Raw genomic sequence first — 12786 nt, forward strand, 5'->3', positions numbered from 1 at the left:
CGGGGAAGGAGTACAGGCGACATCTCAGGAGGGCATGTTTCGTGAAATCCGGATGAAGGTGAACTGCTATAATAGAATGCTGGCTCTGGCAGGAGGACAAGCATCATAGGGATTATGCAACACAGCAGGGTATACCCGATATGCCGGCACAATCCTGACCGAGAAGGGGCGCCATGCACAACCGTTATATATAAACATCAGGGACTCTGGACTCCGAAGACCCCATCCAGGAGGGAAGAGAAATGGTCCAGAAACCCGCGGCTGCTCCCCGGAGAAACATGAAAAGGCGAACACTCAGGCATATCCCGGGCATACTCATTCTCATCCTGGTGCTCGTCCCGGCAGCGGCGTCCGCGACCGGCCCGACGGTGTTCGTCTCCAACTACACCGTCACCCCTGCCGTTCTCATGCCCGGGGACGAAGGGACGATCACGGTGGTGCTCACGAGTACCGCTTCACCGGCCACGGGATCGCCGCTCAACATCCGGCTGGACCCCGGCACCGGGGAGACGAATACCTCTACAGAAATGCAGGAGAACGCCTACATTGAGAATGTGCTCCTGGTGAGCACGGACGTCGAGGTCGTGACCGGAAGTTTCCAGGATATCGGCGAAATCGGCCCCGGCCAGTCCTTCCCCCTCACGTTCCGGATCCGCGCCCCCGGAGAAGAGGGAATCTACTTCCCGGAGGTCTGGGTCAGCGTGCGGGATGGGACCGGTGTGCGCTACCCCGTCCCGGTGAACGTCAACTCCGCACACGCCCTGATCAAGAGACCCGCGCTCCGTGTGGAGAGGACCGTTCCGGCATCCGTCGACCCGGGCGACCCCTTCAACGTCACGCTCACCATCCACAACGACGGCCAGGCCAGCGCGAGCGACATCTCCGTCAGCGTCAACGCAACCTCCGGCGCGATCGTCCCCCGGAACTCGGAGAACTACTACATCCCCGAACTCAAGGCCGGGGGGGAGTCGGTCCTGAACCTGACCTTCGAGACCGACACCAGCGTACCGCTCGGACTCGAACAGATCCTCGTCTCTGTCGACTACCGGGGCGCCGATCTCGCAGCGTCCCGGCAGGTGGCGACAATCGGTGTTCCCATCGTCGGCCGCGCCGAGATGGGCATCGCCTCCATCAGGACCGAACCGGCCCGGATCACCGCCGGAGACCTGGTAGACCTGACAATTCGGCTGGAGAACACCGGAACGGCGGATGCGGAGTCGGTCCGGGCGACCGTCGAGGACCTTCCGCTCCCGGGCTCAAAAGAGGCGTTTCTCGGGACGATCGAACCGGGGAACGACGGCCCCGCTGTTTTCACCCTGCAAGCCGACGAGGCGGGGGAGTTCAACTACACCCTCGTCGTCCGGTATACCGACGACTACGGCGAGCACACGGTCAGGCAGGCCCTGCAGGTCGTCGTTGCGGAACCAGGCCTGATCCCGGTGGTAGCCGCCGTGGCAGCGATACTCATCATTGTCATCGCGGCCGCGATCTTCTGGTACCGGCGGCGGCAGGGGGAGTGACGTGCCTGTGCTTGCAGGCCTCAGGGTCTCGGCGTTCCTTGCGTGGAAATCCATCCAGCGGGGGAGCAGGGGGACGCTCGCCCTCACCATCATGATCATCGCCCTCATCTTCGTGAACCTGGTCTTCCTCCCCTCGATCATCTCCGGGGTCGTCGAGACCTTCGATGCACAGTCGATCGACTTCGACCTCGGAAATCTGGTCATCGAGCCCCGGGAGGGCAGCCAGTATATCGACGACGTGACCAGCCTCCAGAAGAAGGTCGAGCGGATAGCAGGGATCACCGGAACATCGCCCCGGATAACCGCCGGTGTGACCTACTTCTACCGGGGCCGCAACGCCGCAAGCACGCTCTACGGCATAACCCCGGAAGACGAGCGGTCGGTGACCAGGATCGCCGAATACATGACCGCAGGAGAGTTCCTCTCGAACGGAGACACCGACGCAATCGTCATGGGCACGACCCTTGCGGGGACGGAAGGGGAGGAGGCGGGCGGCCTCCCCTCGCTCCAGGGGGTCGGGGTCGGCGACTCGGTAGAGGTGGCCTACCCGAACGGTGAGACGCGGACCTACCGGGTGAAGGGGCTCTTCGAGACCCAGTCCTTCGGCGTCGATACCGCAGCCTTCGTCACCACCCGCGAGATGAGCAGGGTGCTCGGGCTCCAGGACCAGGCGTCCATGATCCTGGTGAAGACCGCAGTCAACGGCAGAGAGGATGAGTATAAGACGGAGATCCTCTCCTACGGCGTTCAGGAAGATGTCCTGACGTTCCGGGAGAAGTCAGGAGGGTTCGTCGAGCAGGCGATCCAGAGTTTCAACATCATCAACACCATCTCGACGCTCGTCAGCCTGATCATCGCCATCGTGGTGGTCTTCATTGTGATCTTCATCAACACCGTGAACCGGCGGCGGCAGATCGGGATCCTGAAGGCGATCGGCATCGACCAGCAGATCATCATCAACTCCTACGTCCTCCAGGTACTCTTCATCACCGCTGTCGGGGCGCTCGTCGGGATAGCGCTGAACGCCGGCGTGACAACCTACCTGACCGCTTACCCGCTCGTCTTCCCCGGCGGCCCGGTCTACCCGGACGTGGAGGTATCGGCCATCCTCCGGAGCATCGCAAGCCTCTTTGCGGTCTCGATGGTGGCGGGCTATATCCCGGCGTGGCGGATCGCCCGGGAGGATATCCTCTCCGCAATCAGGGGGTGAACGGGTGATCGTTGTAGAAAATCTCACGAGGATCTACACCATGGGGAGGGTTGAGGTTCGGGCCCTCGGGGGCGTCTCGCTCGAGGTCGCAAAAGGGGAGTTCGTCGGAATCATGGGAGCAAGCGGCAGCGGCAAGTCGACACTCCTCCACATCCTCGGGCTCCTCGACCGGCCCACTTCCGGCAGGGTCCTGATCGACGGGACCGATGTCCTCGCCCTCTCCGACCACCGACGGACCCTTTTTCGGCTGAACCGGCTCGGCTACGTCTTCCAGGACTACGCGCTGATCGGGGAACTCACCGCGCTCGAGAATGTCTACCTGACGTCGCTTGTTCGCGGAGCATCGAAAGCCGAGTATCTCGAACGGAGCACCGAGATCCTTCGCCGGGTAGGCCTCGGGGACCGGATGGACCACCGGCAGAGCGAACTCTCGGGCGGGGAGCAGCAGCGGGTGGCGATAGCCCGGGCGCTCGTGAACAACCCGAGTATCCTGCTCGCCGACGAGCCCTGTGCGAACCTTGACAGCCAGACATCAAGGAGTATCCTCGACCTCTTCGCCCGCTTAAACGAGGACCTCGATCAGACGATCGTGATGGTCTCGCACGAGGACTGGCATAAAGAGTACTTCTGCCGGATCGTCACCCTGCGGGATGGGTTGATCGAGGAGATGGTTGAGTGCAGGAAGGCGTGACATTCTTTCACGGGCGTCGGCGGCGGGTGTGCTCCACGCTCCCGACCCCGAAGGCGCGCCAAACGAGACGAGCCGGGCTTGCCGGGGGAGCGGCGGGTTATCCTGCGCCGCCGGGCACCGTCGGATCAGAAGCGCCCGGCCATGCGGGCTACGTCGGAAATAACGGCGATACAATTTTATATCAAATCCATTATACACCCGGCCAGTGAAAAGTATGCAGGAACAGAAGACATTCAGGTGCAAGGACCTTGGTCTCGAGTGCGAGTTTGAGGAGAAGGCGGAGAACGAGAACGAGTTGATGAAGCGGATCGAGGGGCATGTCCAGACCGCCCACCAGATGAACCCGCAGGAACCGGAAACGCAGGAGAAGATCCGTAAAGCGATGAAGTGAGGGAGCGGGAAACTCCCGACTTTTTTTGCTCTGAATCCGGGGCTGTCCCCGAACCCCTGCCGTGGGGAGAGGATTCCGGTCTTCCCTCAGCCGGGCCGGTCTCCGATACCATCTAACGAGCTGCCGCAACGGTCCCGGCGGGAGCGGCAGGTTCTTCCCGGATGCTGTCGCCCGGAACCAGTATGGCGCATCACACACGTGTCAAAAGACGCTCCCCGGAAGATGAGGGCGGCCGCCGGCGCTGGCAGCACCCCGAGTCCATCCTCGAAGGGATCGGGCTTGTTTCCGGAGCCACCTTCATCGACGTCGGGTGCGGGGAGGGATTCTTCGCGCTCCCGGCGGCGCGGATGGTCGGGCCGCACGGCCGCGTCTGCGGGATCGATATCGACGCTGAGGCTCTCGACCTCCTGCAGGAGAAGGCTTTTTCCGAAGGGCTCGACAACGTCGTCCTCCATCGGGGGATGGCCGAGGAGATTGTTCTCTGCGACGGCTGTGCGGACGTCGTCTTCTTCGGCATCGACCTTCACGACTTCATCGACCCGGTCCGGGTGCTCGAGAACGCGAGACAGATGGCACGCAGCACCGGCATGGTCGTCGACGTGGACTGGAAGAAGGAACCCCTGCCCCTCGGCCCGCCGCCCGCAAAGAAGTTCAGCACGGAGCATGCGGCGTCGCTGATGGCAGAGGCGGGGCTCTGGGTTACAGCGGTTGCGGAGTCGGGACCGTACCACTACGTCATCACAGCCATGCCGGGCCGATGAAAAGAAGAGTTAGGGTTCACTCCAGGTTCGCGATGCCGCCGTAGTCGATGGCATTTACGAACGCATTGAGATCCTGCTCAGAACCGCCTTCGACACTGACATAGACCATGAACCGCTCGTTCACGCCGACCCAGGTGCCGTAGGAGTCGGGTTTGCTGAAGACCTCCCAGGATGGGTGGCCGCTGACCGTGCCCGACTTGTAGTAACCCTCAGTCGTCTCGAATGCAACAAGCGAGTCCCACGACTCCCAGTAGCCCACGTTGTAATAGGCCGAGTCCTGGATCAGGACCGTTGCCCGGGCGTCACCCTTGCTGTAATCACGAGACGCCCAGGTCCATTGGCCGTCCTCGACCGTCCAGGTAGCCCCCGCCGGCTCGTCTGCAGTCCAGCCCGCAGGAGCGCCCGGCAGGTACGAGATCAGGGTCGCAAACGGTACTGCAGATATGCTTCCTTCTGCCGCACCGGAGACGGTGGTGCCGGCAGCAGGGGCTGTCGTGGCCACAGAGCTGGTTTCATAAGGAGTCGTCTCTGTGGGGGACGTATCCGATGTACAGCCTGCAGCGAGCATGCAGATCCCAAGCATGATAAGAAGCGCCGGGAAGATCGTGTTTGAAGAGAGTGTTCTCATAATGATGCCCTCAGAAAGACCAGATAGATAGAATCGTATTTATAAATTGCTATTTAACGATACGGATCGATTGGGTCGAACTGAGTGCATTTTGAAGCGCTCACCAACCCCATTCACGATGGCTGAGTGAAAACAGCTGGAACAAGATGGATCGGCGGGCACCGTCATAAAGGGTTTAAGAAAAGTATTTAACAATTCTAAGCGAACTTACCGCATGGTTCAGAAAAAGAGTATCTATGGTGTCCTGATTGCAGGACTCCTGGTGCTGTGCCTCCTCGGTGCCGGGTGCACGTCGCAGCCGGCGGAGGAGGGGACCCCGACGCCCACGCCGGTGGAGACCACGGCCGCTCCGACCGCGACGTCCACACCCGCCCCGGCGGAGGAGTACGCCTTTAACGAGACGAACAACAACGAAACCGTCACTGTCCCCGTCGGAAGCGAGATCACCATCAGTCTCGACGAGAACCCGACGACTGGCTACGAGTGGAACGTCACCTCGTCCGCCGGGCTCGAGTACGTGAACGACACGTTCATCGCGCCGGAGACCGGGCTCGTGGGTGCCGGTGGAGTGCACGTGTGGGAGTACACCGCGGCTGAGGAGGGGAGCGGCGAGTTTTCCGCGATCTACAAGCGCTCCTGGGAAGAGACAATCGGAAACGAGACCACATTCTCGATGGCGTTCGTCATCGAGTAACCCCCTGACCCCTTTTTCTCGAAACAATCACTCTGGTGGAGCAGTCCGGGCCGGGTGCCCCGGCAGATTTTCCGGGTGGAGGGGCAACAACTCCAGCAGTATTTCAATACGCATATATATGGCAAATGCCAGGTTGGAACTATGAAGCACGAGAAAAAGACATTCCAGTATCTCTTAGGTTTCCTTGTGGTCCTCGCCCTGGTGCTCGTCTTCCCGGCAGCCGCACAGGGGACCGCTCCGCGGGTGGTGCAGTCCGGCGAGACAATCGAGGTGGGGAGCGAACCTCTCGTCCTTGAGCTTATCAACCTCCGCAACGCGGATACGCAGAACCCGGTTACAGAACTCCGGCACTACCGGAACGACGACCCCACAAGGCAGATCGTCCAGGTCATCGCCGTGCCGAACGACGGCTACTTCACGGTCAACACACATACGCTCGGTGGGAAATACGGACGATACTACGCGTACAGCGCGAAGGACGGTCTGCTCAAACAGCATAGCATCACGTTCGCCGCCGCTCCGACGATGACACCTACGGAATCCAGCACTACGGCCACGGGAACGCCCGCGGAGACACCGGCAACCACGGCCACGGCTACGACCACCACAACCTCGACGCAGGCGCCGTTCCCGGGAGTGATCGCGATCGCCGCGATTGCCATTTACGGGCTGCTTGCCGCAACGCACAAGCGGTAGACAGATTCTACCGTATCGTCTGAAAAGTCACCGCGGACGTCCCGACCGGTAAAACTGGCTGCCGATCAGCCTCGCAACTTTTTGGGGACGCTTCACCCGGCCTGCAGGTCGGTATCATATACAACCATAGAAACCCCGCCACCGGCCGCAACACCGACGGCGACCCCGACATCGGAAACAACACCCCCACCTACCACAACGGTAACCCCGGCAGTAGACCTGCCGCCGACATCCGTGCCAACCGGATCACCGACACTGTGACGAAGACCAGAGCCTGCGACGACAACACTCCCGTATAACGACCGACTCCGCGGGTCATGCCGCGGGACCATCTCAACGATCCCGGATGCGAGGCATTTTGCCGCTACAACTCCTCGCTCCGGGACAATAAGTCCCACCATGCCCCTGCGTTTCGCGAGGTGCGTCCAGCAGGTGATATTCAGGCAGTTCCTCCCGGCGCATACGCTCGCCACAAGAAAAAACAAAAAGGGAGGGTATCGATAGACAGGTTACGCCAGATAATCGTCCGGGCGCGGGATCTGCTCTTTCAAGCCCTTGCGCCGGCGGATGCTCTTGACCACTTCGTCCACGATGCCTGCGGGAACCAGTTCGAACCCGCCGAACTCGGTGCTCCACATCGCACGGCCCTCGGTGGCCGACCTGACGTCGCCGGCGAATCCAAAGAGCTCGGCAACCGGCGCCCTGCCGACGATGGTCATCGTGTCGCCCTCACTCAGCATATCGAAGACCTGGCCGCGCCGACCCTGGATCTGTGAGGTTGCCGCACCCATCTGCTCGCTCGGGACCGTGATCTGGATCTTCTGGATAGGCTCGAGGAGCGAGTCGCCGGCTATCAGCAGCCCCGCCTTGACGGCACTCCTGACCGCAGGGATGACCTGGGCGGGACCACGGTGGATAGCGTCCTCGTGGAGTTTCACATCCACCAGCCGGATCTTTAAGTTCTGGACCAGCTCGTCGGCAAGCGGACCGCCGCGAAGTGCCTCGCGCCAGCCGTCAAGGACCAGTTCCATCGTCTCGTTGAGGTACTGGATACCCTTCGTCATGTCGATGAACATGTTGGTACCCTCGATCGCCTTGACGTTCTTGGCCTCGTCCTTGTCCATACCGGCGGCAACGAGAGCGTCACGCCGCTCGATCGCCTGCTGGTTCATCGAGATCTCGCCGTCCTGGATCATCTTCACGATTGCCGGGTCCATCGGTTCGAGTTCGATGTAGAACCTGTTGTGGCGGTTCGGTGACTTCCCTTCGACCGGGCCTGCCCTGCCCGTGACCGTCTCGCGGTAGACGACGATCGGCGGGGAGGTGATGATCTCGACGCCCTTGTCGCGCTTAATACGGCCGGTGATGATCTCCAGGTGGAGTTCGCCCATGCCGCTGATCAGGTGCTCGCCGGTCTCCTCGTTGATCGAGACCTGGACCGTTGGGTCTTCCTTCCCCACCTGACGGAGAACCTCGACGAGCTTCGGGAGATCCTTCATGCTCTTCGCCTCGACGGCGACGGTCATGACCGGCTCGGAGTAGTGCTTCAGCGACTCAAAGGGAGTCATCTCGATGAGCGACGTGACGGTCGAACCGACGATGGCATCTTTCAAGCCCGTCACAGCGGCGATGTTCCCGGCCGGGAGCCCTTCCACCTCGATCCGCTCGGCACCCATGAAGATGCCGACCTGGGCGAGACGGTTGGCGCGCTTCGCTGCGCCTATGATGTAGCACTCGGTACCCCGGCGGAGCGTTCCCGAGAAGAGACGGCCGGTGGCGACCTCGCCTGCATGCGGGTCGAACGAGATATCGGTGACCATCAGGCAGACGGGGCCGTTCGGGTCGCAATTGACCATTGCCTTCCCCTCAGGGGTGGTGTAGTCACCGCGCCAGATGATGTGGATACGCCGGTCCTGGGCCTGGAGGGGGTTCGGCAGGTGCTTGACCACCATATCGAGGAGCACGGCGTGCAGGGGGCTGTTCTTCGCCAGCCACTTCATGTCGCCGGTGTTGCACTTCTCAAAGACGTCCTTGAACGAGACCCCGCTCTTCTGCATAAAGGGAACGGAGACGGCCCAGTTGTAGAGCGCGGAGCCGAAGGCGACGGTGCCATTCACGGCATCGAGTTTCCAGCCCTCGTTGTACATCTTCTCGTTCATGCCCTTGATCAGCTTGTTGACCTTGTCGATCACCTTCGCGAGGCGGATCTGCATCTCCTGCTCGTCCACCTTCAGTTCGTTGACCAGCCGGTCCACCTTGTTGATGAAGAGAACCGGACGGACGCCTTCCTTCAAGGCCTGCCGCAGCACGGTCTCCGTCTGGGGCATGGTCCCCTCGACTGCGTCCACCACGACGACAGCGCCGTCCACCGCACGCATGGCGCGGGTCACGTCGCCGCCGAAGTCCACGTGGCCGGGGGTGTCGATCATGTTGATCAGGTACTCATCGCCGCCATACGTGTGGACCATCGAGACGTTGCTTGCATCGATGGTGATGCCGCGTGCCTGTTCCTCTTCGTCGGAGTCCATGAAGAGCTGCCGACCGGCGAGCTCCTCGCTGATCATGCCCGCTCCTGCAAGAAGGTTGTCCGAGAGTGTTGTCTTTCCGTGATCGATGTGGGCAACGATACCGATGTTCCGGATGCGCTCCGGCTTGTCCATCAGCGCCGTCACCCGCTCTACCATCTTCTTTCGTCTGGTCATAGATTACACCAAAAAAAGTAATAGGGAGTTTTAGCGGGCAGCCTTTGCAATGCGTTCTCTTTCTTCTTTCTTCGAGACGGCGTATGAACGGGTGTCGCCGTTCGCGGCTGCTATCAGTTCCTCGGCAAGCGCTTCGCTCACGCTCTTCTTCTTCTTGTGGCTCGCCTGCAGGACACCGGCGGTGATGAACCGGAGCGCAGTGTCGACACGGCGTTGCGGTGCGGTGTCGACCGACTTCGGCACGTTGATACCGCCGTACTTCAGCCGGACAGTCTCCTCACGGGGCCCGGTGTTCGCGACGGCGTCCACCAGCACCTGGACCGGGTTCTTCTTGGTCTTCTTGTTGACGATCTCGAAGGCCTCCCGGACGATGCGGATGGTAAGTTCCTTCTTACCGGTGTTGTTCTCGGTCTGCATCATCCTGTTGATCAGGCGCTCGACGATCAGCATATTGCTCTTGTTGAACTGCTGGCCGACGAGCTTGCCGCAGGAGTGCGGCACGATCATCGCATGCAGGTTCACGTAACGGGCAAGGCTCGGATCCCGGATCTCCACCTCGCTCATGTCCCAGCGGTTAAAGAGGAGCTGCTGCGTCCCGGTCTCTTCCGGCTGCGTAGTTCCTGCTTCTACTTCCACCATACTACTTACCTCCGCGGCTTCTCCTTGCGGCCCGTGACCATTTCACGCAGGCTGACGTTGTTTACCTTGGTCACGACGAACCGGACGCCGGGGATATCACCCTTCGACCTCCCCAGTCTGCCGCCGATGCCCTCGATCTCGACCTCATCGTGCTCGTCGATGAAGTTGATGGCACCGTCGCCGACGGCGAACGCGGTTACCTGCCGACCGTTCTTGATCAGCTGCACACGGACGCACTTCCTGATCGCAGAGTTCGGCTGCTTTGCCTCGACACCCACCTTCTCGAGAACGATCCCGCGGCCCTGCGGTGCTCCCTCAAGGGGGTCAGCTTTTACATCGAGCCCGAGCTGGCGTCGCGCGTAGCCAGTGTCATGCCACCGGTTATTATTTGCGTCGCGCTTCAGTTTTCGGGCTGCAAATTTTCCATTTCCCATCGAATACCCTCGAATTAGTTAAATTTGTGGATAGGAGCAACTCCTGGTGTGCTATAAAACAACGCGCGTTACGGATTTATATATTGTGGAACCCGCTTGCACGCCGATCTTCTGCCCTAGGTATTAGATCGGGAGCTGATATATATTATATCCTGGCGGGCAACCTTCATTGATGAATACCCGGATATACAAGGAAGTTTTTTTCGAGGCGACGCACCGCCTGATTCACTATAAGGGGAAGTGTTTCCGGCTGCATGGCCACCAGTGGCGGGTAGAAGTCTGGATCGAGGGGACAGCTGATGAGCGCACCGGGATCGTCCTCGACTACAACTGCATCAAGGAAGTCGTCGGACGGTTCGACCACCAGGTGATCCTCAACGCCGACGACCCCATGGCAGCATGCATCGAGGCGTTCCACCCGGTCGTCACCACCTCCGGCGACCCGACAAGTGAGAACCTCGCAGGGCTGATAGCGGAGATGATCAACACCGAGGCCGGGCGGCATGGGCACAACGCGCGTGTCGTAAAGATCCGGGTCTGGGAGTCGACGACCTGTTACGCAGAGCGCACCTATGATCGTCAGTGAGATCTTCCGGAGCCTCCAGGGGGAGGGAAATAACCAGGGGCGGCCCTGCACGTTCATCCGGCTCGCCGGGTGCAACCTCCGGTGCGCCTGGTGCGACACCACCTACGCGCGGGAAGGTGGGCAGGAGATGAGTATCACGGAAGTCCTCGACCGGGTCTGGCTGCAGAACGGAAAGCACATCTGCATCACCGGCGGGGAACCGCTCCTGCAGCCCGAGGAGGTGCTCAAACTCCTCAAGAAGTTCAGCCTGCATGGGTATACCGTCGAGATCGAGACGAACGGTACACGCGACTTCCGCGAGATGCAGGCCTATGCCTCCATCTGCATGGACGTCAAGTGCCCCTCGTCGGGCGAAAAAAGCGATCTATCGCTTCTCCCCTTCATCACTCCCCGCGACTGCGTCAAGTTCGTGGTGGCAGACGAAAACGACCTCCTCTATGCCCGGGCGGTGATGAGCCGCTACGATATCCGCGGCGAGGTCTTCGTCTCGCCGGTGGAGGGGTCTGATTACCGCACCATCGCGGACTACATCGTGAAAGAGAACCTCCCGGTGAGGTTTCAGCTGCAACTGCACAAGATCCTGGGGGTAAAGTGATGAAAGCAGTATGCCTTCTCTCGGGCGGCATGGACTCCACCACGCTCGCCTACGTCGCAAAGGATATGGGCTACGATATCATCGCGCTCCACTTCACCTACGGGCAGCGGACGGAGGCAAAGGAGCGGGAATGTGCACAAAAGATTGCCCGCCTGCTCGACGTGCAGGAGTTCGTCGAGATCAGCCTCGAGCACTTCACGAAGATCGGGGCATCGAGCCTGACGGACACCTCAATCGCAGTCGAGAAGTACGCCGGCGAGGAGGAGGGCGTCCCGAGCACGTACGTCCCGTTCAGGAACGCAAACCTCCTCACCATCGCGACCAGCCTCGCAGAGGCCCGGCGAGCGGACGCGATCTTCATCGGTGTCCAGACCGGGGACTACCCGGGGTATCCCGATTGCCGGCCAGAGTTCATCGAGGCGTTCCAGCGGGTGGTCGACCTCGGCACGGCGGCGGACCCGCGGATCACCCTGATGACGCCGTTTGTCCGGATGACAAAAGTGGATATCATCCAAAAGGGCCTCAGCCTCGGTGTCCCCTACGAACAGACCTGGTCCTGCTACCTGAACAACCACCGCGCATGCGGAATCTGCTCCTCCTGCCACTACAGGAGGGAGGCGTTCCATGAACTCGGGATCGAGGATCCAATCGTATACGAGGGATAATTATGGAGATTTACAGGGGTAAACGGCTCAGCATCGAAAAGAAGGAGGTTACCCTCCCGAACGGTAAGACGAAGGAGCGGGTGGTCGTCCACCCCGGTGGAGCGGTCGCCATTCTCCCCCTCGACGGGGAGGACTGCTACCTCATCCAGCAGTACCGGTTCGCCATCGACGGCTACATCTTCGAGGCGCCGGCGGGCACCATCGATGAGGGCGAGGAGCCGCACGAGACCGCCTACCGGGAACTGATCGAGGAGACCGGGATGAAGGCGGAGACCTTCGTCCCGAAAGGCTGGATCTATCCCTCTCCTGGGTACACCGACGAGCGGATCTGGCTTTATCTCGCCGAGGGCCTCTCCCCCTGCTCCGACTACGGAATGGACGATGACGAGGTGATTGAAGTCGTCCGCGTCCCGGTCAGGGATCTTCAGGCCATGATTGCGGACGGAAGGATCGTCGATGCAAAAACGATCTGCCTCGCCTGCCGGTGCCTGCAATGAGGCGGCGGGAGGGGATTGGCGTATGTGCGCAGATTTATGCCCTCCCCCGGGAAACATATAGTAGCTCCGATAAGCGA

Annotated in this window: 16 protein-coding genes; 11 read left to right on the forward strand and 5 right to left on the reverse strand. The window is 60.9% G+C overall.

Translation table 11 applies throughout. From position 1 onward, the window contains the following. Positions 1-278 precede the first annotated feature (278 nt). From HL657_RS05475 to HL657_RS05495, 5 genes are all read left to right on the forward strand, one after another. On the forward strand, positions 279-1520 hold the full coding sequence (locus HL657_RS05475; protein ID WP_317295821.1) for a COG1361 S-layer family protein: 1242 nt from the start codon (positions 279-281) through the stop codon (positions 1518-1520). 1 nt (position 1521) lies between these two features. Beyond that, positions 1522-2730 (forward strand): ABC transporter permease, encoded by a 1209-nt coding sequence (locus HL657_RS05480; protein ID WP_317295822.1) that lies wholly within the window; start codon positions 1522-1524, stop codon positions 2728-2730. A gap of 4 nt (positions 2731-2734) precedes the next feature. Then, positions 2735-3421 (forward strand): ABC transporter ATP-binding protein, encoded by a 687-nt coding sequence (locus HL657_RS05485; protein ID WP_317295823.1) that lies wholly within the window; start codon positions 2735-2737, stop codon positions 3419-3421. 214 nt (positions 3422-3635) lie between these two features. After that, positions 3636-3812 carry a DUF1059 domain-containing protein gene (locus HL657_RS05490; protein WP_317296015.1) on the forward strand — a complete coding sequence of 59 codons (177 nt, stop codon included), beginning with the start codon at positions 3636-3638 and terminating at the stop codon, positions 3810-3812. 182 nt (positions 3813-3994) lie between these two features. After that, positions 3995-4573: a class I SAM-dependent methyltransferase gene (locus tag HL657_RS05495; RefSeq protein WP_317295824.1), complete on the forward strand. Its 579-nt coding sequence runs from the start codon at positions 3995-3997 to the stop codon at positions 4571-4573. 16 nt (positions 4574-4589) lie between these two features. On the opposite strand, the gene HL657_RS05500 is transcribed toward HL657_RS05495, so the two are convergent. Beyond that, positions 4590-5201 carry a hypothetical protein gene (locus HL657_RS05500; protein WP_317295825.1) on the reverse strand — a complete coding sequence of 204 codons (612 nt, stop codon included), beginning with the start codon at positions 5199-5201 and terminating at the stop codon, positions 4590-4592. 214 nt (positions 5202-5415) lie between these two features. Here HL657_RS05500 and HL657_RS05505 point away from each other — a divergent pair, with 214 nt between their 5' ends. Together HL657_RS05505 and HL657_RS05510 are read left to right on the forward strand one after the other, a co-directional pair. Beyond that, positions 5416-5895 carry a protease inhibitor I42 family protein gene (locus HL657_RS05505; RefSeq protein ID WP_317295826.1) on the forward strand — a complete coding sequence of 160 codons (480 nt, stop codon included), beginning with the start codon at positions 5416-5418 and terminating at the stop codon, positions 5893-5895. Between the two features lie 141 nt (positions 5896-6036). Then, positions 6037-6591, forward strand: coding sequence for a hypothetical protein (locus HL657_RS05510; RefSeq protein WP_317295827.1), 555 nt, complete (start codon positions 6037-6039; stop codon positions 6589-6591). A 92-nt stretch (positions 6592-6683) separates the two neighbouring features. Here the strand turns inward: HL657_RS05510 and HL657_RS05515 are convergent, their stop codons facing one another. Genes HL657_RS05515 through HL657_RS05530 form a run of 4 tightly spaced genes read right to left on the reverse strand, consistent with a single transcriptional unit; the run spans position 6684 to position 10366 of the window. Further along, complete coding sequence (locus HL657_RS05515) at positions 6684-7064, reverse strand: hypothetical protein (RefSeq protein WP_317295828.1); 381 nt, start codon at positions 7062-7064, stop codon at positions 6684-6686. 36 nt (positions 7065-7100) lie between these two features. Beyond that, positions 7101-9293 carry an elongation factor EF-2 gene (locus HL657_RS05520; RefSeq protein WP_317295829.1) on the reverse strand — a complete coding sequence of 731 codons (2193 nt, stop codon included), beginning with the start codon at positions 9291-9293 and terminating at the stop codon, positions 7101-7103. A gap of 30 nt (positions 9294-9323) precedes the next feature. Then, positions 9324-9932 (reverse strand): 30S ribosomal protein S7, encoded by a 609-nt coding sequence (locus HL657_RS05525; RefSeq protein ID WP_317295830.1) that lies wholly within the window; start codon positions 9930-9932, stop codon positions 9324-9326. A gap of 5 nt (positions 9933-9937) precedes the next feature. Then, on the reverse strand, positions 9938-10366 hold the full coding sequence (locus tag HL657_RS05530) for a 30S ribosomal protein S12 (protein WP_011845039.1): 429 nt from the start codon (positions 10364-10366) through the stop codon (positions 9938-9940). A 172-nt stretch (positions 10367-10538) separates the two neighbouring features. Between HL657_RS05530 and HL657_RS05535 the strand changes: the two genes are divergently transcribed. The 4 genes from HL657_RS05535 to HL657_RS05550 are packed head-to-tail and all read left to right on the forward strand — an operon-like array spanning position 10539 to position 12709. Then, positions 10539-10952 (forward strand): 6-pyruvoyl trahydropterin synthase family protein, encoded by a 414-nt coding sequence (locus HL657_RS05535; RefSeq protein WP_317295831.1) that lies wholly within the window; start codon positions 10539-10541, stop codon positions 10950-10952. Continuing rightward, complete coding sequence (locus HL657_RS05540) at positions 10939-11547, forward strand: 7-carboxy-7-deazaguanine synthase QueE (protein WP_317295832.1); 609 nt, start codon at positions 10939-10941, stop codon at positions 11545-11547. The genes HL657_RS05535 and HL657_RS05540 overlap by 14 nt, the downstream gene beginning before the upstream one ends. After that, on the forward strand, positions 11547-12212 hold the full coding sequence (gene queC, locus HL657_RS05545; protein WP_317295833.1) for a 7-cyano-7-deazaguanine synthase QueC: 666 nt from the start codon (positions 11547-11549) through the stop codon (positions 12210-12212). Before HL657_RS05540 ends, queC begins: the two co-directional genes overlap by 1 nt. 2 nt (positions 12213-12214) lie before the next feature. Further along, positions 12215-12709, forward strand: coding sequence for an NUDIX hydrolase (locus HL657_RS05550; protein ID WP_317295834.1), 495 nt, complete (start codon positions 12215-12217; stop codon positions 12707-12709). Positions 12710-12786: the final 77 nt, after the last annotated feature.

Origin of the sequence: Methanoculleus nereidis (assembly GCF_032944295.1) — an archaeon.
Taxonomy (GTDB): Archaea; Halobacteriota; Methanomicrobia; order Methanomicrobiales; family Methanoculleaceae; genus Methanoculleus; species Methanoculleus nereidis.

Bases quoted from the DNA above. Each gene is read 5' to 3' on its own strand.
- queC (WP_317295833.1), top strand. From the start codon at position 11,547: ATGAAAGCAGTATGCCTTCTCTCGGGCGGCATGGACTCCACCACGCTC.
- HL657_RS05505 (WP_317295826.1), top strand. From the start codon at position 5,416: ATGGTTCAGAAAAAGAGTATCTATGGTGTCCTGATTGCAGGACTCCTG.
- HL657_RS05510 (WP_317295827.1), top strand. From the start codon at position 6,037: ATGAAGCACGAGAAAAAGACATTCCAGTATCTCTTAGGTTTCCTTGTG.
- HL657_RS05475 (WP_317295821.1), top strand. From the start codon at position 279: ATGAAAAGGCGAACACTCAGGCATATCCCGGGCATACTCATTCTCATC.
- HL657_RS05525 (WP_317295830.1), bottom strand. From the start codon at position 9,932: ATGGTGGAAGTAGAAGCAGGAACTACGCAGCCGGAAGAGACCGGGACG.
- HL657_RS05550 (WP_317295834.1), top strand. From the start codon at position 12,215: ATGGAGATTTACAGGGGTAAACGGCTCAGCATCGAAAAGAAGGAGGTT.
- HL657_RS05490 (WP_317296015.1), top strand. From the start codon at position 3,636: ATGCAGGAACAGAAGACATTCAGGTGCAAGGACCTTGGTCTCGAGTGC.
- HL657_RS05540 (WP_317295832.1), top strand. From the start codon at position 10,939: ATGATCGTCAGTGAGATCTTCCGGAGCCTCCAGGGGGAGGGAAATAAC.
- HL657_RS05535 (WP_317295831.1), top strand. From the start codon at position 10,539: ATGAATACCCGGATATACAAGGAAGTTTTTTTCGAGGCGACGCACCGC.
- HL657_RS05530 (WP_011845039.1), bottom strand. From the start codon at position 10,366: ATGGGAAATGGAAAATTTGCAGCCCGAAAACTGAAGCGCGACGCAAAT.
- HL657_RS05520 (WP_317295829.1), bottom strand. From the start codon at position 9,293: ATGACCAGACGAAAGAAGATGGTAGAGCGGGTGACGGCGCTGATGGAC.
- HL657_RS05500 (WP_317295825.1), bottom strand. From the start codon at position 5,201: ATGAGAACACTCTCTTCAAACACGATCTTCCCGGCGCTTCTTATCATG.
- HL657_RS05495 (WP_317295824.1), top strand. From the start codon at position 3,995: ATGGCGCATCACACACGTGTCAAAAGACGCTCCCCGGAAGATGAGGGC.